Below are 20,487 nucleotides of genomic sequence, written 5' to 3' on the forward strand. Positions count from 1 at the left end.
CTTCGTTGCCGCTCCGGTAGCCCCGGATTCCGGCGGGGGGAGGCGTAACCGTAGGGTCTGGCCCGTGGCTACTCCGGGATGGATGCCGCCGACGGATACCGAGCGGCGGCTGTGCGAAGCGACGGCGCGTGGTGACTGGGACGGTCAGATAGCGGCGATCGCCGGTGAGGATCTCTATCTGGCGGCACCGCAGCAGGGTCAGGACCCGCTGCCCGTCTACGACGACCCGGCCGCGGGTGGTAAGTGCATTCCCGTCCTGACCCGCGGCATGCTGCCGCCGTGGCAGCCGCAGCAGTTCTTCGACCGGGTGTCGCTGGAGGAGCTGGCCCAGGACTGGCCGAACGACAAATGGCGGCTCGCGGTCAACCCCGGGACGCCGAGCGCCGCGTATCTGGCCGCCTCCCCCGCCCACCGGGCCGGCTGGCTGCACCGGCGTGCCCAGGTCGGGGCCCGGCCCGGCGGGCTGCTCGTCACGCACTTCGGCGGTCCGCTGCACGGCCCCGTGGCGCAGGGGCTGGCGTGCGGTGCGCCGATCGCGGTACATCACAGCGTGCCGTGGAACGAACTCGGTACGGCCTTCCTCGACCACACCGCCGACGCGCAGACGCTGCGCGAACAGTGGTCGGTGACCGACCCCGCCAGTTGGCAGCAGCGCCTGGACCAGTTGCTCGGCGGGCAGTTCGTACCGGCGCAGACCGAGACGGCACTGCGTGCGCGGGCCCGCGGCCGGGGCGCCGGGGCCCCTGAGGACACCACGGGCAAGGAGGAGGCCGCGGGCTCTCCGGACGCCGGGGACGCGCCCGCCGTCCCCGAGCTCGTGACCAGGTACGAGGAGCGGTTCCGCGCGGACGGACTGCTGCCGGCGGAGGGCCGGGTCGTGTCCCTCGTCGCGCTGGACCATGCGCATGCCGTCAACCTCGTCCGCTGGGGCCTGGGCGCCCGGCTGTGCGCACCGCAGCAGGCCGAGCAGGCCGTGGCGCAGGCCCATGCGAAGGCCCGGGAGGTGTACGGCTCGTGGGAGGAGTTCGCCGCGGGCTATGCGCTGGGCCGGATGCTGGCCTTCGACAACGGCTGGTTCGGCCCGCAGTACGCGGAGGCCGTCCACCTCCACCGTGTCCTCGCCCAGGACCCGTCCTCGCCGTGGCGCGCTCTGCCCTTCGCCTGACGGTCCGCGCCCGCCGCGGGGGGGGGTCGCGAGGCGCGGGTTCGGTGTAGACGTAGGGCATGGATGTAGCGATTTGCCTGTTCAGCTCGGACCTCCGGCTGCACGATCAGCCGGTGCTGCATGCCGCGCTGCGCTCCGCCACGCAGGTGGTACCGCTGTTCGTCGTCGACACCGGGATCGCCGACGCCGGGTTCATGGTGCCCAACCGGGCGGCGTTCCTGGCCGATGCGCTGGCGGATCTCGATGCCGGTCTGCGCGGTCGTGGCGGTCGGCTGGTCATCCGTACGGGGGACGTGGTCGCCGAGACCTGCCGGGTGGCGGCGGAGACCGGAGCCGGGGAAGTGCATCTCGGGGCCGGGGTGAGCGGCTATGCGCTGCGCAGGGAGCGGCGGCTGGGCGCCGAACTGTCGGCGGCGGGGCGCGCGCTGGTGGTGCACGACGCGGTCGTCACGGCGCTGCCGCCCGCCGCCGTGCTGCCCTCCGGCCCGGACAAGGACCACTTCGCGGTCTTCACGCCGTACTTCCGCTGCTGGCAGGCCGCGGGACTGCGGTCGGTGCTGCCCGCGCCGCGGTCCGTAGGGGTCCCGGCCGGGGTGCGGTCCGAGGACGTGCCGTCGGCGGCGGAGCTGTGCCCGGGCGGGAAGCCGTCGCCCGCGCTGCCGGAGGGCGGCGAGAGCGCGGGGCGCCGCCGGTTCGGGGCCTGGCAGCGCTCGGGCATGGCCGACTACCAGGACCGGCAGGACGATCTGCCGGGCGATGCCACCTCGCGGCTCTCGCCGTATCTGCACTTCGGGTGCCTGTCACCGGTGGAGCTGGTGCACAAGGCGTCGGCCCGCCAGGACGCCGGTGCCGAGGCGTTCGTACGGCAGCTGGCCTGGCGGGACTTCCACCATCAGGTGCTGGCGGCCCGGCCCGACGCGGCGCACGCCGACTACCGCAGCAGGGGCGACCGCTGGCGGCAGGACGACGCCGAGGTGACGGCGTGGAAGGAGGGCCGCACCGGCTATCCCGTCGTCGACGCGGGCATGCGGCAACTGCTGCACGAGGGGTGGCTGCACAACCGGGCCCGGATGCTGGTGGCGAGCTTTCTGACCAAGACGCTCTATGTCGACTGGCGGGTGGGCGCCCGGCACTTCCTGGATCTGCTGGTGGACGGCGATATGGCGAACAACCAGCTCAACTGGCAGTGGATGGCCGGGACCGGTACCGACACCCGGCCCAACCGGGTGCTCAATCCGCTCGTCCAGGCCAAGCGGTTCGACCCGCAGGGCGAGTACGTACGGCGCTGGGTGCCGGAGCTGGCCGGTCTCGCCGGCGCCGCGGTGCACCAGCCGTGGAAGCTGTCCGGGCCCGAGCGCGCGGCGTACGACTATCCGGATCCCGTGGTGGACCTGGCGGACGGGCTGGGGCGGTTCAGGCGGGCGCGCGGGCTGGAGTAGCGGGGGCGTGGCCGTCGCGGTGTCGTGGACGGCAGCCGTGCCGGGAGATGATGCAGGACGGACCGACGGAGAGGACGGATACGACATGGGCGGGAGCGGTATGCGCCGCGGGCTCGACCGGACCCAGCTGGACCGCGCACTGGGGGCGGTGGGGCCGAGGAAGCCGGCCACGCTGCCGTCGTGGGCGCAGTGCCGCACCGCACTGCGCCATACACCGCTGTCGGTGTGGCACGACGATGTGACGGACTGGGCCGCGAGCCTGACGTACTACTCGGTGCTGGCGCTGCTGCCGTCGCTGATCGTCACGGTGTCGTTGATCGGGCTCGCCGATCCCGCGGCCACCGAGCAGCTCATCAACCAGATCAGCTCGATCGCCCCGGCCCAGTCGGGCCCGACCGTGCACCGTGCGCTGGTCGGCATGGCGCACCAGCGCACCGCCGCATGGGTGGTGCTGGGCGGCGCCCTGATCAGCGCCCTGTGGTCGTCCTGCAGCTATCTGGCCGTCTTCCGCCGGGCACTGCACGCCATGAACCGCACCAAGGACGACCGCCCGCCGTGGCGCAAGGCCCCGCGGATCCTCATGACCGCGCTGCTGCTGATGGCGCTGCTGATCAGCAGTGCGGTGGCGCTGCTGGTGAGCGGGCCGATCGCCAACGCACTGGGCCGGGCCATCGGACTCGGCGAGGCGGGCGAGGCGACCTGGAACCTCATGAAATGGCCCCTGCTCCTCCTCCTGGCCACGGTCCTGGCGATGGTCCTCTTCCGCTCCGGACCGCCCAGCTCCCGCGGCGTGCGCCGAGCCGCGCCCGGCGGCATCGTCGCCGTCCTCCTCTGGCTGGTCTCCTCCGCCGGCTTCGCCGCCTACACCTCGTACGTCGGCACCTTCAACCGGCTCTACGGCTCGCTCGCCGGGCCGGTGGTGTTCCTGATCTGGCTGTGGTTCTCCCACCTGTCACTGCTGTCCGGCGCCCAGTTCAACGTGGAACTGGCCCGCGCGGGGCGGGTGGTACGGCAGCGAACGGGAAGCTGAGGGGGCGGGGCGCGCCGCGCGTGGCCGGTCGTGGCGACCTGCTCCCTTTGCCCGGTCCGCGCGGGTGGTACGGCCGACCGCAGCCACGGGCACCGCCACCCCCGGGTCAGCGAGCCCCGTGCCCCGGTGCGATCTCCTCGATCCGGTGGGCGAGGCCGAAGTCGAGATGGGTGATCCGGCCGCCGATGCTGTGCGTGTTGACCGAGACGGCGAGCCGGTTGTACCCGAGCGTCAGATCGGCGTGATGGCCCAACTCCTCCTGGATCTGCGCGATATGGATGACCATGGCGGCGGCCGGAAAGTGCCCGTGGAACGCGTAGCCCCGGCACAGCATCCCGCCCTCGACGGACCAGCCGGGCAGTTCCGCGAGGCGGTCCTCGATCTCCTTGAAGCTGAGCGGTTCCAGCTGAGCATTCATGGCGCTCGCCTCTCGCCGTGCCGGCTGCCGATGAGCCGGTTCCCGATACGCATGGCCGACCGGGCCGCCGCCCCCTGCCCCGACGGCCGCACCCCTTCCAGCCTGGCACGCCGACGACCATTTCGCGCACCCACGGCACGCCCCCTCCCGTACGGCCCACCGCACCGGTCCCTCGGCTACCGTCCCTCCCATGACAACTGCTGCGGCGTCCTCGCGGGAGACGACCACGGGCGTGGGTGCGTTACTGCGCGAATGGCGCGACCGGCGCCGGATCAGCCAACTGGAACTGGCGTTGCGCGCCGACTCCTCCGCCCGCCACATCAGCTTCATCGAGACCGGCCGCTCCCGCCCCAGCCAGGAGATGGTGCTCCGCCTCGCCGACCACCTCGACGTCCCCGTCCGGGAACGCAACGCCCTGCTGATCGCGGCGGGCTACGCCCCGACCTTCCCGGAGACACCGCTCGACGACCCGTCGATGGCCGCCCTGCGCTCCGGCATGGAACGCCTCCTGACCGGCTACGAGCCCTTCCCCGCCCTGGTGGTCGACGGGACCTACGACGTCCAGGCGGCGAACCGCGGCATCACCATGCTGCTGGAAGGCCTCTCCCCCGCCCTCCTGCGGCCCCCGCTGAACGCCATGCGCCTCACCATGCACCCGGACGGCCTGGCCCCCCGCATCCGCAACTACCGGGAATGGCGCAGCCACCTCCTCGCCCAGATGGAGCGCCAGTTGGCCCTGATGCGCTCCTCGCCCCTGCGCGCGCTCTACGACGAGGTGAGCGCCTACCCCCTCCCACCGGGCGGCCGCGAGACGGCGGCCTTCGGCGAGCACGCCCCCTTCGCCCTGCCCATGATGATCGAACACCACGACACCGTGCTGTCCTTCATCTCGACCATCGCCACCTTCAACACCCCGATGGACGTGACCGTCTCCGAACTGGCCGTGGAGACCTTCCTGCCGGCCGATCCGGAGACGGCCGCGTACCTACGAGGGGTAGACCTGTAGCAGGGCACCCGCCGCCCGTCCCGGCCGAGACGTACCGGCCGGCGTTCCCCGGGCGGCGGAACCGTGCGACCGGGCCGCCCCCGCGGGCGGGCCCGAGCCCACACACCGGACTCGGCCCGCACCGGCACTCAGACCGCGGGCACCCGGTCCAGGAACCCGCACACGGACCGGATTCGCCCGTCCTCCGCCAGCCGCACCACATCGAACCCGGCCACCGGCGCCGAACCGTCCGCCACACTGACCAGTTCCCACCCGAACCGCGCGATGTCGTGGTGCCCGTCCACGCCCCCCAACTGCCGGAACACGAACCCGGGGAACTGCGCATGGGCCCCGGCAAGGGCAGCCACCAGCCCCTCGTGCCCCGCAACATCGACCAACGGATCGGTATACGTGGCGTCCTCGGCAAAAGCAGCCGCAACGGCCTTGCCCAACGCCCCTTCCCCGACCGCGTTCCACGCCTCGAAGTACCGCGCAACGGCCCCCTCGTACCGCGCTCCCGCTTCCCCGCCCTGCTGCCCGACCTGCTGCTCATGCTGCGTCATGACGTACTCCCACTCCTGATGAGACCCGAACGGCACTGCTGTCACATGCACCGGCTCACGGACCGGAGTGCGCCGGCCCGTGAACCGATGCCTTCACCTTGCCCGGTGGTGAGGTGGGGGTCGATTACGCGGGAGGTAATGGAGGAAGGGGCCCGGCACGTGCCTGCGATGCAGGTCAGCGATGACTTGCGCCGCAGGCACGGCTCAAGGAGAGCCAAACAGGGAGCCACGGGCCAGAGAGGTCAGGCGTTCAAGTCGGCTTCAGGGGCGTCTGAGCCCTCCGCTCCAAAGCAGCTCCAGCCCGAAGCCGCTCCACCGGCCTCGTCACGCGACTTACGGCATCTGGGGCGGCTCCGGGGTATCCCGTCGAACAATGGCCCTCGGTATGCGCGAAATCCGTCCAGTGTGGGCAGCTCTGGAGTGCAAGCGAGCATTGTCTTGCATTTGAAATGCCCGAACCGGCGGTACCTCCGGAGAGTCCCGACGGCGATACCAAGAGACACGCGTCGGGGTATTCCAACTGACACGAGCGATGCCGATAAGGTCATCCGCAGATATCTCATGCCTGCGCCCAAGAGCGTCTATAACTCCCATAGAGGAAACGCTATCCACCATGTCGATCACCTCTTTTTGAATGCTCATCTCAACTGAGCTAAGAGGTTCTAGGGTGACTGGCAGCGGGGCAGGAGTGAGTTCGAACGTTCGGAATGCCGATACTTGCAGTTCTTCGCAATACACGAAGGAAATCTGGACCGCTCGACGCCCGCGGTTGACGACGTTGAACGAGATGAGCATCTCCTCAGTAAGAACGACACCGCCCCTCTCCACCCGGCGCAGTGTGCCCCTAGTTGTCGACTGCCGGGCTTCCGAGGCAGCTGAGCAGGAGAAAGACGCGGTTACAGTAATTCTAGGGTTGTCCCGAAAGTGAGCAACTACCTGAAACGCCGCTACTCCGGTGGCAACGACAGCACCATAGAGAGCGATCCAATCAGCCGCGGCCATTACACCCTTCCTTACTGGAAAAGACCAAAGCGGGTGCAACTCGGCGGCAAACGTTCTGTGCTTGATCAACATACAGACCGAGGGTCACTGCCTCGCCCTACCGCGGCGTCGCTCCAAGAGCTCATGCGCGTCATTGATGAAGAGCCCTAGAAGGTCTCCCTCTTTGACCGCCTGCCCCTTGTGTCCATAGTCTCGCCGAATGGCAATAAGAAGCTTCTCGAGCTCGAAGAGTGCCGCCTCTGTTTCCGATTCAGTGGAGGCGGCCGCAATGGAGCGTTTGAATCGGGACCACTCGATCAGAACGTCATCCGAGGCCCAAGCGATAAGCTGAGGGGTGATCTCGCGGAGTTCCTCTGCGAACTGGTCAGCTCCAGCAGCGGCCGCATCACCTCGCAGGAGCATGCGCAACAGGCTCTCCACAAGGCGACTATAGATAGGAATCTTACTGGAGCGGATCTCTGCTTCGACCGCTGCTCGACGCTCGTAATAGCGACCAATGACTAGCGTCGCTACAGCCACGACCACTGTTGACATAGCTGCGACCGCAGCCGCCGAAACGGTGGGATTCACACCGTGAAATATCTGCCGCCCAATGCGACGGGCAAGGAATGCCACAACCTCCACGCCGCCGAGCAGAAGGGCCGCGAGGAGAGCAAAGGCTCCGAGCCCCTTGATGAAGACACGCATGTGCCTCATTGTCCCCAACGCGCCCTTGCGTCGGGCACGTTTGACCAATCTGAGGTCCGTTGATCATTCTGCATTCGATGCTCACGTACGAGCGTCGTCCCAGGCCGTCCTGGGACCGTGGGAGGGCGCCCGTTGGTGACCAGCGCTGACAACTGCCGACATCTGCACAGCAGTTCAGAGCGGTGATCCAGTGAACGGCCGCACGTCACGGCCGTCGGTGATCAGTTGTGGCTGTTCTGAAGAAGGCGCCTGTGCCCACGTCATGGCCGGATCGCTCCCTTGCGTGTGCTTTGTGTACGTGTCACACAGTTGAGAGGCGGGGTGATCGGGCGGAGGGGGACGCTGCATGTCCGTGTCGAGTGAAGAGCCAGTAACGCCGTCGGCCTGGGCGATCGAGAGGTTCGGGCGGCATGCCGACGCGCTGGCGGCGGCCGTGCCGGTGCAACTGGCCAATGCGCACGCGAAGGCTCATGCCGCACACCTTGCGGTGGGACTGAAGAAGCGGAGCCCCTACGGTGTCGCCCTCGCAGGATTAGTGCGGGAGTACCTGGCGCAGACGGCGCGGGAGCTGGAGGAGTCCGTGCGAGACGTACGCGGGTACGAGTACGCAGTGATCAACGATCACGCCTTCTTCCCCTTCAGGTACGCAGACAAGCCGAGGCCGCTTGATCGTGCTCGGTTGCCTTCAAACGCGTCGCCCACCCGGCGTCGACTGTTCCAGGCGCACGGACCCCAGCCGCCAGAGGGGTTATTCGACCTCGATGACGGCCTGGCTACGGAGGAGTACCTGGGGCTGCGCGAAGCGTTCGAGGAGTTGGGAGCTTCTACGAAGCTGGTCTGCGTCTTCTTCACGGCCGATGCGGAGAACGGCATCCATGCGATTCACTGGGGAGAAGCCCACCTCGAATCGGACCGAACGTTCACGTGGCTGTACAAGGAACAGCTCCCCGTCGCTCCCGTGCCGCTTGAGTGACCTGCGGGGTCCGCCGCTCCGGCTGAGAGTGTGGCTGACATCCCCAGCTGACATCAACGGCGCCGAACCAGGGCGGACAACGACGGCCTCAGCTGGGATGCCGGGCAACCACGAGAGCCCGTTCCGGGACCCAACTCCCGGCCTCGGCACCCCTTTCACTCTCCTCTTCTTGAGCCCCCGCTCAACGGCGTCTTACGCGGGAGGTAAGGGCAGAACGGCCCGGTGCTGCCTCCGTACAGGGATCTCGAGGGTCTCGCCGTCCCGTCTACCGAGGTGACGACAGGAACCGGACGACCTCGTTCAGTGGCTCCGGCGACGTGGAGAGCTCACCGACGTAGGGATAGGCCAGTTCTGTGACGAGGAACAGGTTGGCGCCGACGAGGACGCTCACCGCCGCGACCATCCCGTAGTGCATCCAGGCCTGCTCGGTGCCGAAGATGACGGCGAACCCGAGGACCAGTCCGCTGTTCAGGAAGATCACCAGCCACAACGACAAGGGTGGGCCGGTGTTGGTGCGCGCCTGGAGCAGCCGGGCCGTTCGGGCACCATGCAGATCCCTCAGGGACGCAAGCGAACTGGTGAGGAAGGCTCGCTGGACATCGTTGTGCGGCTTGATGGCGTCGTAGGTGCTGCTCAGGCGGTTCAGCGCGTTCTCGGCCTCGGGCGTGGTACCGCCGCCCGCGGCGTGAGGCCACTCGGCCGCCGCCGCGCGTGCGTACGCCAGAAGGCTCTGCCGGATCCGCTCGCCATCAGTCTTGCCGAACGCATGGAGACCTCCGGCCATCTGCACCCCAGCGGCGCCCTCGGTGCGCGTCGTCTGGTCCGCCGAGTTCACCTGGCCCCAGAGCGCGAGGACCAGGAAGCCGATGAAGAACCCGTAGACGACGGCGACAACGGGAAAAATGAAGTTCGCCATCTGGTTGTGCGCGCCCCGCTTGAGGCCGGGGAAGCAGTGCCGGACAAGCGCCTGGACGACCGCCGTCCCGACGGCGATGACCACGACGAGCCCGGCCAGCAACAACCAGGGCGGAAGGTTGATCACGAACCAACGGGCCACTGTTCCACGCTCCTGACGTACCTCACACCCGCCACCACCGGCGCGGTGGCCAACGACCGCGCCGGGCCGCGGACACGCCCCCTTCATCCCTTCGGCGCGCCTCCGGGCGGGCGGGGCTGGTGCGCCATCCCGCCGGAGGACCGGTCAGTACGGTCCGCGCGGGTCCACCGGCCCGGTGCGCGCCGTGCCACTCACCGGAGCTCACCCGACGCGGCCCGTTCTGCCGGCCGAGTTCCTAGGATGGGCGGCATGGGTGGGGGGAGTCGACCGCGTTGGGCATGGTGGGTGTCGGCGTGGTACGTCGTGGGGTTCGCGGAAGGGGCGGGGGCGCACGCGTACTTCGTGGTCACGGGCGGTCTGCGGGCGTACGACTACGCGCCCGGGGCTACTCAACTGCTGTTCCATGGACTGCTCGTGCTCGATCCCCTCGTTGTCGCGCTGGTCGCCCGGGGCCGCGCCGGGGGGCCGCTCCTGGCGGCGGTCGTCATGGTTGCGGACATGCTGGCGAACTGGTGGGTGCGGTGGGATGCGGTTCTCGCGGACCCGGTCGCCCACCTGCGCCCCGTCGGCCTGTCGACGATCACCGTTTTCGGGGTTTTCGTCCTTGCCACCGCATTCCCCTTGCACCGCGCGCTCGTCTCGTCCGGGCAACAGCACCGCCGGACGCCGGAAGCCGAGTCGGACCCGTAGCTGAGTCAGAGGTGGCCCCGGCACTCCCATGCCCCCTTGTGCCGAAGTGGAGGGGGGCATGGACTCGGCTGCGTGGTGTCGGGGCTCGGGTCAGGCGAGGGCGGCGGCGATCAGCTCCTCGGGGCCGGTCTTGCCGTTGGCTTCCTCGGCGCGAGAAGCCCAGGTCACGGATGGCGTCATCCCGACCGGCCGCTCGGTGGAGGTGTGATCGGTTTTCGACGCGCCGCAGAACGTGCACAGAACGTGGGGCCGCCTAGCCTGGGAGGTATTGCCACGCCTGCCCCGGCCCCCTGTCGCTGGGCGGCATCCGGCGGCGGCCGCGGCAACGCGCGGTGGCCCGTGTCGAGCGGGTGGCCGGTGAGCAACGCCGACGAGAGGACACGCCATGAGCACCCCGACCCCCGATGAAAATTCGCCCCCGACCGAGGTCGACGGCTCACAGTCCGCAGCGGAGGCGGCGGACACCCAGGCAGCTCTGATCGAGCTCGCGACCAGCATGGCCCTGCTGCCGCAGGCGCCACCGGCCCAGGGCGAGGAGGAGCGTCCCGAGGGCGCCATCTCGCTGCCGGTGATCGAGCAGGACGGCAATCGTTACGTCCCCGTCTTCACGACCGAGGATGCGCTGGTGGCGGCCGGCGGAGACGTCGAGAGCGCGCTCCGCATCCCTGTCGTCGACCTGGCCGCGAACTGGCCGGCGGACGACCTGTGGCTGGCGGTGGACCCGTCCAGCGAGGAGGGCCTTGCCCTTCCCCCGGACCTGGTGCGGGCGCTGCCCGTGTTCAGTCAGCAGGGTGGCGCCGCGGGCCCGCCCGGCGAGACCGGCGCGGAGGGAGCGTAGAGGACCCGGGGCGCTGGGAAGCCCTCGTAGAAGACCTGGGGGCAGAAGACCTGGGGGCAGACGACCTGGGGGTCGCGGAGAACATCTGGGCGGCTTAGAAGGGCCGGGCACGTACACCGGCCGGCAGGCACGAGCACCGGCCGACAGGGCAAGCGCCAGGGGGCTGGCACCCCCTTCCGGTAGTGGTGGTCCCCCGCCCGGACCGGGGGTGGACCGGCTGTCGGAGGCGGGCGCCGGGACAGAAGACTCGGCGGTATGACGACGAGTCTTGAGACCTCTTGCCCGCCCTCCGGTCCGGCGGGGGCCACCGGCAGCGATTTTGCGCGGCTGTCGCGGCGGATCGTGGCGGCGGGGCTGATGAAACGCCGGCCCGGGTACTACGCGGTGCGGCTGTCGGCCGTGAGTGCGGCGTTCGCCGGCGGCTGGGCGATGTTCTTTGTGCTGGGCGACAGTTGGTGGCAGCCGGCCGTGGCGGTGTTCCTGGCGTTCGTGTACGGGCAGGTGGCGCTGGTCACCCACGATGTGGCGCATATGCAGGTGTTCCGCAGGCGTCGGCCGAGCGCGATCGGCGGGCGGCTGTTCGGCAACCTCGGGGTGGGGATGTCGTACGGCTGGTGGATGGACAAGCACACCCGGCATCACGCCAACCCCAACCATGAGGAGCTGGACCCGGATGTCGCGCCGGACATCCTGGTGTGGTCATCGGAGCAGGCGCGGGCGGCCACGGGGCTGCCCCGCTTCATCGGCCGTTATCAGGCGCAGTTGTTCTTCCCGTTGCTGACGCTGGAGGGGTTCAATCTGCGGGTGTCGAGCGTCCGGGCGCTGCGGTCGCCGACCATGAAGCACTGGGGCAGCGAGGCGGCGCTGCTGCTGGCGCACATCGTGCTGTATCTCAGTGCGCTGTTCCTGGTGCTGTCACCGGGGAAGGCGCTGGCCTTTCTCCTCGTCCACCAGGCCGTCTTCGGTGTCTACCTGGGGTGCACCTTTGCCCCCAACCACAAGGGGATGCCGACGCTGACGGGCGACGCGCGGCCGGACTTTCTGCGCCGTCAGGTGCTGACCTCTCGCAATGTCCGGGGCGGAGCCCTGACCGATTTCCTTCTCGGCGGGCTCAACTACCAGATCGAGCACCACCTCTTCCCGAGCATGCCGACGCCGCATCTGCGCCGGGCGCAGAAGATCGTGCGGGCCTACTGCGCCGAGATCGGTGTCCCGTACCACGAGACGGGGCTGATCAGGTCGTACGCGGAGGCGCTGCGGCACTTGCGGCGGGTCGGGGAGCCTCTTCGTGGTCCCCGGGCGTAGCCGGCGCCGTCGTGGCCCCGTCCGCGGTCTCGGCCTCGGCCCGTCGCGCCGTACGCCGGGCCGCCATGAAGGCGTAGACGAGGATGCCGGCGAACAGGAAGAGCACACCCTGGTAGATCGCGGCGTACCCGGCGCCGGCGACGAGCCAGAAGGTGAAGCCGAAGGCGGTCAGGGCGAGGGTCAGATCGCGGGCGAAGTGGGCGGGGCGGACCTTGTCGCGGCGGCCGGTGAGCAGGAAGTAGACCTGGGCGCCGGCGGCGAGAAGGTAGGGGACGGTCGCCGAGAAGGTGGTGATCAGGACCAGGATCTCGAAGACGCCGCCGGCGCCGGTGAGGTAGTTGAGCACCGTCAGCGCACTGGCCAGCACCCCGGCGGCGAGGACACCGAACGTCGGGACGCCGCGCCGCTTGGTCAGGAACGGCGCGGGGAACAGCCCGTCCTTCGCGGCGGCGTACGGGGACTGGGCGCTCATCAGGGTCCAGCCGTTGAGGGCGCCGATGATCGAGACGACGGCGGCGAGCGCGACGACCGTGCCGCCCCAGTGGCCGCCGAACATGGCGTTCACCGCGTCGGAGAACGGCGCCTTGGACTTCACCAGCTTGTCGTGGGCGACGGTGCCGAAGACGGCGACGGTGCCCAGGAGGTAGACCACGGCGGAGCCGATGGTGCCGAGGACGGTGGCCCGGCCGACGTTCCGCTCCGGGTCGCTGACCTCGCCCGCGCTCATCGCGGCGGACTCCACACCGACGTACGAGTAGAGGAGGATCGCGGCGGCCGCGGACATCCCGCCGACCGCGCTGCCGCCGCCTTCGTGGAACGAGCCGAGGTTGGCCGGGTCGAAGAAGAACAGGCCGACGACGGCGATGAAGAGGAGCGGGATGAACTTGAGGACGGTGGAGATCGTCTGGACCAGGCCGATGTAGCGGGTGCCGGCGAAGTTGGCGAGGGCCGGCAGCCACAGCGCGCCGAGGGCGATCGCGAGGTCGGTGCCGCCGGAGGGGTGGCCGGGGAGCAGGACGTGGACGTAGCCGACGATGGCGACCGCGAGCGCCGCGTTGCTGACCCAGGTCATGGTCCAGTACGACCAGGCGGAGAGGAAGCCGGCGAAGTCGCCGAACGCCTCGCGCGCGTAGACGTAGGGGCCGCCGGTGTCCGGGTGGCGCTCGGCGAGCCGTCCGAAGACCAGGGCGAGGGCGACGGCACCGATGGTCAGTACGCCGAAGGCGACCAGGCTGACGGTGCCGAACGGGGCCACCGAAGCCGGCAGCAGGAAGATGCCACCACCGATGATGTTGCCCATCACCAGGCAGGTGGCGGTTCCCAGTCCGAAACGGCGGGTGTGCCGGTCGTTCATGACGTGGCGAGCCTCTCGTCGTGCGCTGTGCACCCGGGGTTACCGAGCAATGCACATGGTCGGCGATCGGCGGCGTCCGCCAAAATCAGCGGGTTTTGTCCTGCGGGGCGGGGTGCGACGACGGAAAACCTTCGGCTGGGGGCGCCTTGCGCCGGAGGTCGTTCATCACGGGTCCGGTCGGGGGCTGCGGACCCTCGGCCGCCCGGGTCGGACCCCGGCAGCTCGATCTCGCGGGACCACTCGGCGAGGGAGCGCCCGGTCCGTCGGTCATCGAGGGGCTCCTTGCCGTGGACGGAACCGGGGCGGGGCAGGCGGGCCGCGACGGACGAAGCGGGCAGGTCCGGAAGTGGCGGTCAGCCGCCCGCGGACGTGATGAGCCCGGTCAGCGCGCGCGACAGGGCGGTCAACGCCTCGGTGACGTGCGGGAGTTCCAGCGGGTCCGGCGCGGTCAGGACGCGCTGTCGCAGCTCCCGGTCGGCGCCGAGCAGTGCCTCGGCGCCGAGGCGTACCCGCAGGGTGCCCGGCGCGTCGCCGAAGCGGTGTCCGCCACGTGCGCCCCAGGGCGCCAGCTTCCGTTCCAGGGCGTGGGACTCCACGATCCCGCGGGCCGCCAGCGGGCGGCGCAGGGGTTCGAGGTCGGCGTAGAGGTGGCTGCCGGAGTGCGGCGGGCGGCAGACGGCGCCGGCCTCGGTGACGGTGTGGTGCAGCGCGGCGGCGAGCGTGCCGTACACCCGGGCCATGGTGGCCGTCCTGGCGCGCACCTCGTCGGATTCGCCGAGCGCATGGGTGACGGCGCAGCCGACCGGCCCGGGGATCGGCACCGGGATCGCGGTGAGCGCGTCCAGCGCGGCGGCCCGGAGGACGGTTCCCCGGTCGGTGGCGGGGAAGCGGGCGAGCGCGGCCGGCCAGGAGGCGGGCACCAGAGTGGCCCGCAGATCGGTGAGCACCACGACCTCGTCGGGGAGCATCTCGGCGGGGCTGACCAGCACGGTGTCGTGCGGATCGTGGAGCAGGTCGCGGCGTGTCTCGTCGCTGATGATCCACAGCCCCTCCTCCGCGGCCGCCTCGCAGACCTCGTGCAACTGCTCGGGCGCGGGGCAGGTGCCGGTCGGATCGTCGGCGACGGACAGGACCAGGACGCGCGGGCTGTCACCGTGCATCCGGGCCCGGCGGACGGTCTCCAGCAGCGCGAACGGGTCGGGCACCCCGCCCGATTCCGCCGGTACCGGCGCGAGGTGCACCGGCCGCCCGAGCAGCCGGGCGGGCGGCGCGTACCACTCGGAGCAGGGGCGCGGCAGCACCACCGTGCCGTCGGCGGCGGCGTACAGCGCGAGGAGCAGGGCCGGTGCCCCGGGGGCGACGAGGAGCCGGTCGGGGGTGGTGGCCTGGCCGCGGCGTGCCCAGTAGCCGCAGGCGGCGGTGCGCAGCGGTGCGCCGCCGCCGGGCGGCTCGGCTTCGGTGCGGTCCGCGGCCGCGGCGAGGTGCGCGGCGAGTTCCGGGAGGACCGGGAGGCCCACCGGCGGATCCGGGTCCGGCTCCCGCCGCGGATCCGGCGCGGTCCGCTGCATCCGTACCTCCACTCCACGACGGCGGGTCGATCGTGGGCCCTCGTCCGAGAGGCGGCCCCGTCCACCTTGGCAGATCGCGGGGGTGGCGACGGGGCCGACACGTCAGCGGAGAGGGGGACCGGCGCTCAATGCGCCGGGCGGGCGGCGGGGGCCTCGTAGCGGTGCACCGTCACCGTCTCGCCGCCGCCCCACTCCTGCCGCTCGGTGGCGCGGCGGAGCCAGCCCAGCCGTTCGTAGAGGCCGATGGCCGCGGTGTCGGTGGCCTTCACGTCCAGCACGGGACGCAGTCCGCGGGCCGCCGCCTGCGCCGCGGCGGCGCGCAGCAGACGTCCGCCGAGGCCCGAGCCGCGGGCGGCGGGGGCGACACACAGCCGGCCGACCTCGGGGCCGCACAGCGCCACATGGCCGACGACCGTGCCGTCCGCCTCGGCGACCCAGGCGGCGGTCAGTCCGTCCGGGGTGAGCCAGCCCGCCGGATCGTCCGGCCAGTGATGGGGGTAGCCGCTGTGGGCGTGCACCTCGGCCAGCACGGCCACACAGGCGTCGAGGTCGGTGTCGCGCCGTCTCCTGATCATCCGGGCAGCGAAGCACAGACGGCCGGGGCGCGTCAGCCCGTTGTCCGCCGACGGGTGCGCCGTGACGCCGCGCGGGGCCCCTGAGCGGCTCGTTCCTGTCTGTGACGGGAAGTCTGGGGTACAAGGTGGCGCATGCGATCGCTACTGACCCATCTCGACCGGCGGACCTTCCACCAGATTGCCGCCCGCGAATGGCCGGGCGCCCAGCGGGTGCTGCCCCGGCTGACCCGCAGCGCCAACCACGGGCTGCTGTGGTTCGGCATCGCGGCAGGCGCGGCCGCTCTGGGCGGCCGGCCGATGCGCCGGGCCGCGCTGCGCGGTGTGGCATCGCTGGCCGTGGCGTCGGCGACGGTGAACACGCTCGGCAAGCGCTCGGTACGGCGCGAGCGCCCGCTGCTGGACGCGGTGCCGGTCATACGGCAGCTCCACCGGCAGCCCATCACCTCCTCCTTCCCGTCCGGGCACGCGGCCTCGGCAGTGGCCTTCGCGACCGGTGTGGCCTTCGAGAACAAGTGGTGGGGGCTGGCGCTGGCACCGGTCGCCGCCTCGGTGGCGTTCTCCCGCGTCTATACGGGCGTGCACTATCCGGGTGATGTGCTGGCGGGTGCCGCGCTGGGGGCCGGCGCGGCGTTCGCGGTCCGGGGTTTCGCGCCGACCCGCGCCCAGCTGGCGCCGCCCGCCAGACCCCGCGCCGAGGCGCCCGCGCTGCCGGGCGGCCGGGGTCTGGTCGTGGTGGCGAACCAGGGCTCGGGGCAGCGCACGGGCCCCCGCCCGGACCGGACCGAGGAGGTGCACGGGGTACTGCCGCAGGCCGAGGTGACGCTGTGCGGCGGGCCGGACGGGGAGCCGCTGGACAGGGCCCTCGAGGATGCCGCGGAGCGGGCCAGAACGCTGGGCGGTGCGCTGGGGGTGCTCGGCGGGGACGGCACCGTCAACGCCGCCGCGGAGGTCGCGTTCCGGCACGGGCTGCCGCTCGCGGTGCTGCCCGGCGGCACCTTGAACCACTTCGCGTACGACCTCGGGATCGAGACCCATGCGGCGGCGGCACGCGCCGTGGAGACCGGCGAGGCCGTCTCGGTGGACGTGGCGCGCTTCCGGGCCGGGCCGCATCCGGAGGCGCGGCACTTCCTCAACACCTTCTCGATCGGCGCGTATCCGGAGCTGGTGCGGATCCGCGAGCGGTGGGCGAGCAAGATCGGCGCCTGGCCCGCCGGGGTGCTCGCCGCGTGGGAGGTGCTGCGCACCGCCGAGCCGCTGACCCTGCGGATCAATGGCGAGCGGCGCGCCGTGTGGCTGCTGTTCGTCGGCAACTGCCAGTACCGCGGGCTGGGGTTCGCGCCCGTGCGCCGGCACGACCTGGCCGACGGGGTGCTCGATGTGCGGGTGGTGCACGGCGGCCGGCTGGCCCGCACCCGGCTGCTGGCCGCGGCCCTGATGGGCACTCCGCGCAGCTCTCCGGTGCTCGGCGAGGCGCGGCTGTCCCGGCTGCGGATCAGCGACCTCCCGGAGGGCACGACGCTGGCCTTCGACGGTGAAGTGGTCCCCGCTCCGGCCGAGTTGACGCTCGACAAGAAGAACGAGTCGCTGACGGTCTACCGCCTGTTGCCCGAATGATGAGACCTCACTCTCATGATGCGAGATTGCGGCGTACGGTGTGACCACCACGCCGCAGTGCGGCCGCGCCCTGGTGCGAGCGGCCGCCCGAGCGGCGACCGGGACGCCGTGCGCTTCCCGGTCACCGCTCCGAAGCATGTGAAGGAGCCGGCCATGCCGCAGGAATCCGCCGTCTACACCCACGGCCACCACGAGTCCGTACTGCGCTCCCACACCTGGCGCACCGTCGCCAACTCGGCCGCCTACCTGCGCGATTCCCTCCGGCCGCACATGCACGTCCTGGACGTCGGCTGCGGCCCCGGCACCATCACCGCCGATCTGGCGGCGCTGGTGCCGGACGGCCGGGTCACCGGCCTGGAGCACGCGCCGGACGTGCTGCGGCAGGCGCGCGCCACGGCCGCCGACCGGGGCCTGACGAACGTCCGCTTCGCGGTCGGGGACGTCCACGCACTGGACTACCCCGACGACACCTTCTGTGTGGTGCACGCCCATCAGGTGCTGCAGCACGTCGGCGACCCCGTCCAGGCGCTGCGCGAGATGCGCCGGGTCACCAGGCCCGGCGGGATCGTCGCCGTCCGGGATTCGGACTACTCGGCCATGACCTGGTACCCGGAGGTCGACGGGATGGCCGACTGGCTGCGGCTGTACCTGCGGGTGGCCCGCGCCAACGGCGGCGAGCCGGACGCCGGACGGCGGCTGCACGCCTGGGCGCGGCAGGCCGGTTTCGCCCCGGACGCGATCACCGCCACCACCGGCACCTGGTGCTACCGCACCCCGCAGGAGCGCGCCTGGTGGAGCGAGCTGTGGGCGGACCGCACGGTCAGCTCCTCCTACGCGCGGATCGCGGTGGACGGCGGGCACGCCACGACGGAGCAGCTGGACCGGATCGCGCGGGCCTGGCGGACGTGGGGCGCCGACGAGGACGGCTGGTTCGGCATCCTGCACGGCGAGATCCTGTGCCGCGTCTGACGCCGCGTCCGGCGGCCGGGGCGTTCACCCTCCCCGGTCCGATCATCGCCAAGTGATCGCGCACCCGGTGGGCCCCCAACTAGGGTTGTCCGTATGGACATTCTGGGGACCTCATTGCGGGTGTGCGTCGGCGATCTCGATGCGGCGATCGGCGTCTACGAACGACTGACCAACGCCGAGGCGATCCGCTTCCAGCGCGGCGGGGTGGCGGTCGCGGCCGTCGGGCCCTTCTTCCTGATGAGCGGCCCCGAGGCGGAGCTGTCGGTACTGCGGAAGATCACGGCGACCATCGCGGTCAAGGATGTCGACGACGCGGTGGCCGATCTGACGGCCGTCGGCGCGGACATCATCGCCGGCCCCCTGCCGACGCCGATCGGCCGCAATCTGGTGGCCCGTCACCCGGACGGTTCGGTCTTCGAGTACGTGGACCGGAAGCAGGACGGGGAGGCCCAGGGCGTCGCCTAGGGAGACACGCCCTGGGGCCTCCCGCCGTGCTCACCGGTGGCCGTCGACCGCCGTCAGGCCACCTCGAGGACGATCTTGCCGCGGGTCCGCCCGGCCATGCTCCGCCGGAACGCCTCGGCGGCCTCGGCGAGCGGGAGGACCACCTCGACCGGCACGGTCAGCTTCCCGGCGTCCGCGAGGGCGCCGAGCGCGGTCAGGTCGGCGGTGTCCGGGCGCACCCACACCATGTGGCCGCCCTTGTCCGTGACCTCGCCGTCGGCGATGGACGCCACCCGGCCGCGGTCCTTGAGCAGCTCCTGCGAGACGTCGACGACGCCACCGCCGACGAAGTCCACGGCCGCGTCGACGCCTTCGGGCGCCAGCGCCCGCACCCGGTCGGCGAGACCGTCACCGTACGTCACCGGCTCGGCGCCCAGGGACCGCAGGAAGTCGTGGTTGCGCTCGCTGGCCGTGCCGATGACCCGGGCCCCCTGCGCCACTGCGATCTGGACGGCGAGCGAACCGACTCCGCCCGCCGCGGCGTGCACCAGGACCGTCTCGCCCGCCTTCCCGCCGACCCGCCGGAGCGACTGATAGGCCGTCAGCCCGGCGAGCGGGAGCCCGGCGGCCTGCTGCCAGCTGAGCGCGGCGGGCTTGCGGGCCAGGGTCCTGACCGGCGCGGCGACCAGCTGGGCGTAGGTGCCGTGCTGCACCTCGTCCTTGCGGACATAGCCGATGACCTCGTCGCCGACCGCGTACTCGGTGGCGTCCGCGCCGACCGCCTCGACCACACCCGCCACGTCCCATCCGGGAACGAGCGGGAAGTGACCGTCCATCATCGGGTCCAGATAGCCCGCGACGATCTTCCAGTCCACCGGGTTGACCCCGATCGCCTTGACCCGGATCAGGAAGGAGTCCGGGCCCACCTTCGGATCGGGCCGGTCGGTGTATTCGAGGACCTCGGGGCCGCCGTAGCTCTTTGCGATGATTGCCTTCATGATCCGCCACAACGCGTGACGGCCGGCGATCATTCCATGGGCGCGAACGGTCACCGAAATGGCGTACGGGACTGCGGCGCGGGCGGCGAGCGGTGCACCGACGGGCGCCGGTCCTGCCGGTCAGCCGGGCTGCGCCCCGACCGCGCGCAGCAGGAACGGGAGGAGTTCGCGGATTGCCGCCTCGCCGGACGAGGGGCCGTCCGCCGGGCCCGGGTGTGCCGCGTCGGGGGTCAGGAAGAGGCGGCTGACCATCGAGCCGACGACCAGGTCGGCCAGCACATGCGCGTCCTGGAGCGGGGGGATGTCGCCGCGGGCGACCGCGCGGCGCACCACGGCGGCGGCGCGGTCGCGCACCGGCTGGATGATCGCGGTGTCCAGGACGCGGGCCAGCGCCTCGTTGTGCGCGGCCTCGCCGATCAGGACGTGCAGCAGCCGGCCGCCGGGGCCCTCCAGGGTTTCGGCCTTGTCCCGCAGCAGGGTGGCCAGGTCGCCTTCGAGGCTGCCGGTGTCCGGCTGGGGGCCGAGGTCGCTCGCCCAGCGGACGGCGGTGCCCACGACCAGGTCCTCCTTGGAGCGCCAGCGGCGGTAGAGGGTCGCGGTGGACACCCCGGCCCGCTTGGCGACGGCCGCGGTGGTCAGACGGCCGTAGCCGCTCTCCTGGAGGACCGCCACGGTGGCCTCCAGCAGCGCCCGGTCGCGTCCGGCGTCCCGCGGCCGGCCACGGGCGGGCTGCGGCTCGGCGGCTGCGGGCTGGTTGCTCTCGGTGCGTTCGGCCACGCCGGGAGTCTACCGGCAGACTTACGAAACGGAATG

The 20,487-nt window shown here is 71.3% G+C and carries 20 protein-coding genes; 11 read left to right on the forward strand and 9 right to left on the reverse strand.

Annotated features, from left to right (window positions below; all coding sequences use genetic code 11):
• Window positions 1-82 precede the first annotated feature (82 nt).
• From Scani_RS14940 to Scani_RS14950, 3 genes are all read left to right on the forward strand, one after another.
• On the forward strand, window positions 83-1,165 hold the full coding sequence (locus tag Scani_RS14940; protein ID WP_159476037.1) for a DUF1266 domain-containing protein: 1,083 nt from the start codon (window positions 83-85) through the stop codon (window positions 1,163-1,165).
• A gap of 59 nt (window positions 1,166-1,224) precedes the next feature.
• Window positions 1,225-2,604 (forward strand): cryptochrome/photolyase family protein, encoded by a 1,380-nt coding sequence (locus Scani_RS14945; RefSeq protein ID WP_159475082.1) that lies wholly within the window; start codon window positions 1,225-1,227, stop codon window positions 2,602-2,604.
• 85 nt (window positions 2,605-2,689) lie between these two features.
• Window positions 2,690-3,634: a YihY/virulence factor BrkB family protein gene (locus tag Scani_RS14950; protein WP_159475085.1), complete on the forward strand. Its 945-nt coding sequence runs from the start codon at window positions 2,690-2,692 to the stop codon at window positions 3,632-3,634.
• A gap of 106 nt (window positions 3,635-3,740) precedes the next feature.
• Here Scani_RS14950 and Scani_RS14955 read toward each other — a convergent pair whose 3' ends face one another.
• Window positions 3,741-4,052, reverse strand: coding sequence for a 4a-hydroxytetrahydrobiopterin dehydratase (locus Scani_RS14955; protein ID WP_159475088.1), 312 nt, complete (start codon window positions 4,050-4,052; stop codon window positions 3,741-3,743).
• Between the two features lie 190 nt (window positions 4,053-4,242).
• Between Scani_RS14955 and Scani_RS14960 the strand changes: the two genes are divergently transcribed.
• Window positions 4,243-5,058, forward strand: coding sequence for a helix-turn-helix domain-containing protein (locus Scani_RS14960; protein ID WP_167538083.1), 816 nt, complete (start codon window positions 4,243-4,245; stop codon window positions 5,056-5,058).
• A 128-nt stretch (window positions 5,059-5,186) separates the two neighbouring features.
• Here the strand turns inward: Scani_RS14960 and Scani_RS14965 are convergent, their stop codons facing one another.
• Entirely contained in the window at window positions 5,187-5,600 is a 414-nt protein-coding gene (locus Scani_RS14965) for a nuclear transport factor 2 family protein (protein WP_159475091.1), read from the reverse strand.
• A 1,086-nt stretch (window positions 5,601-6,686) separates the two neighbouring features.
• Entirely contained in the window at window positions 6,687-7,289 is a 603-nt protein-coding gene (locus Scani_RS14970; protein WP_159475094.1) for a hypothetical protein, read from the reverse strand.
• 346 nt (window positions 7,290-7,635) lie between these two features.
• On the opposite strand from Scani_RS14970, the gene Scani_RS14975 reads away from it, so the two are divergent.
• Complete coding sequence (locus Scani_RS14975) at window positions 7,636-8,262, forward strand: hypothetical protein (protein WP_159475097.1); 627 nt, start codon at window positions 7,636-7,638, stop codon at window positions 8,260-8,262.
• Between the two features lie 265 nt (window positions 8,263-8,527).
• Here Scani_RS14975 and Scani_RS14980 read toward each other — a convergent pair whose 3' ends face one another.
• Entirely contained in the window at window positions 8,528-9,319 is a 792-nt protein-coding gene (locus Scani_RS14980; RefSeq protein WP_246295804.1) for a bestrophin-like domain, read from the reverse strand.
• A 249-nt stretch (window positions 9,320-9,568) separates the two neighbouring features.
• Between Scani_RS14980 and Scani_RS14985 the strand changes: the two genes are divergently transcribed.
• The 3 genes from Scani_RS14985 to Scani_RS15000 all read left to right on the forward strand — a co-directional run bounded on the left by Scani_RS14985 (window position 9,569) and on the right by Scani_RS15000 (window position 12,152).
• Entirely contained in the window at window positions 9,569-10,009 is a 441-nt protein-coding gene (locus tag Scani_RS14985) for a hypothetical protein (protein WP_174872682.1), read from the forward strand.
• A 385-nt stretch (window positions 10,010-10,394) separates the two neighbouring features.
• Window positions 10,395-10,847: an SseB family protein gene (locus tag Scani_RS14995; RefSeq protein WP_159475105.1), complete on the forward strand. Its 453-nt coding sequence runs from the start codon at window positions 10,395-10,397 to the stop codon at window positions 10,845-10,847.
• A gap of 255 nt (window positions 10,848-11,102) precedes the next feature.
• Window positions 11,103-12,152 carry a fatty acid desaturase family protein gene (locus Scani_RS15000; RefSeq protein WP_159475108.1) on the forward strand — a complete coding sequence of 350 codons (1,050 nt, stop codon included), beginning with the start codon at window positions 11,103-11,105 and terminating at the stop codon, window positions 12,150-12,152.
• Here Scani_RS15000 and Scani_RS15005 read toward each other — a convergent pair.
• From Scani_RS15005 to Scani_RS15015, 3 genes are all read right to left on the reverse strand, one after another.
• Window positions 12,082-13,506 carry an amino acid permease gene (locus tag Scani_RS15005; RefSeq protein WP_159475111.1) on the reverse strand — a complete coding sequence of 475 codons (1,425 nt, stop codon included), beginning with the start codon at window positions 13,504-13,506 and terminating at the stop codon, window positions 12,082-12,084. The genes Scani_RS15000 and Scani_RS15005 overlap by 71 nt on opposite strands.
• A 353-nt stretch (window positions 13,507-13,859) precedes the next feature.
• Window positions 13,860-15,074 (reverse strand): aminotransferase class I/II-fold pyridoxal phosphate-dependent enzyme, encoded by a 1,215-nt coding sequence (locus tag Scani_RS15010; protein WP_159475114.1) that lies wholly within the window; start codon window positions 15,072-15,074, stop codon window positions 13,860-13,862.
• 125 nt (window positions 15,075-15,199) lie between these two features.
• Window positions 15,200-15,649: a GNAT family N-acetyltransferase gene (locus Scani_RS15015; protein ID WP_159475117.1), complete on the reverse strand. Its 450-nt coding sequence runs from the start codon at window positions 15,647-15,649 to the stop codon at window positions 15,200-15,202.
• Between the two features lie 132 nt (window positions 15,650-15,781).
• Between Scani_RS15015 and Scani_RS15020 the strand changes: the two genes are divergently transcribed.
• The 3 genes from Scani_RS15020 (at window position 15,782) to Scani_RS15030 (ending at window position 18,697) form a co-directional block, all read left to right on the forward strand.
• Window positions 15,782-17,263: a bifunctional phosphatase PAP2/diacylglycerol kinase family protein gene (locus Scani_RS15020; RefSeq protein ID WP_159475120.1), complete on the forward strand. Its 1,482-nt coding sequence runs from the start codon at window positions 15,782-15,784 to the stop codon at window positions 17,261-17,263.
• A 153-nt stretch (window positions 17,264-17,416) separates the two neighbouring features.
• Entirely contained in the window at window positions 17,417-18,232 is an 816-nt protein-coding gene (locus Scani_RS15025) for a class I SAM-dependent methyltransferase (protein WP_159475123.1), read from the forward strand.
• Between the two features lie 93 nt (window positions 18,233-18,325).
• The gene (locus Scani_RS15030) at window positions 18,326-18,697 is read left to right on the forward strand and encodes a VOC family protein (RefSeq protein ID WP_159475126.1); all 372 of its coding nucleotides are present in this window, start codon (window positions 18,326-18,328) and stop codon (window positions 18,695-18,697) included.
• Between the two features lie 53 nt (window positions 18,698-18,750).
• Here the strand turns inward: Scani_RS15030 and Scani_RS15035 are convergent, their stop codons facing one another.
• Both Scani_RS15035 and Scani_RS15040 read right to left on the reverse strand, forming a co-directional pair.
• Window positions 18,751-19,674 (reverse strand): NADP-dependent oxidoreductase, encoded by a 924-nt coding sequence (locus Scani_RS15035; RefSeq protein ID WP_159475129.1) that lies wholly within the window; start codon window positions 19,672-19,674, stop codon window positions 18,751-18,753.
• Window positions 19,675-19,794: 120 nt separating this feature from the next.
• Window positions 19,795-20,451 carry a TetR/AcrR family transcriptional regulator gene (locus tag Scani_RS15040; RefSeq protein WP_159475132.1) on the reverse strand — a complete coding sequence of 219 codons (657 nt, stop codon included), beginning with the start codon at window positions 20,449-20,451 and terminating at the stop codon, window positions 19,795-19,797.
• Between the last annotated feature and the right edge of the window lie 36 nt (window positions 20,452-20,487).

This window comes from Streptomyces caniferus (assembly GCF_009811555.1).
GTDB classification, from domain to species: Bacteria; Actinomycetota; Actinomycetes; order Streptomycetales; family Streptomycetaceae; genus Streptomyces; species Streptomyces caniferus.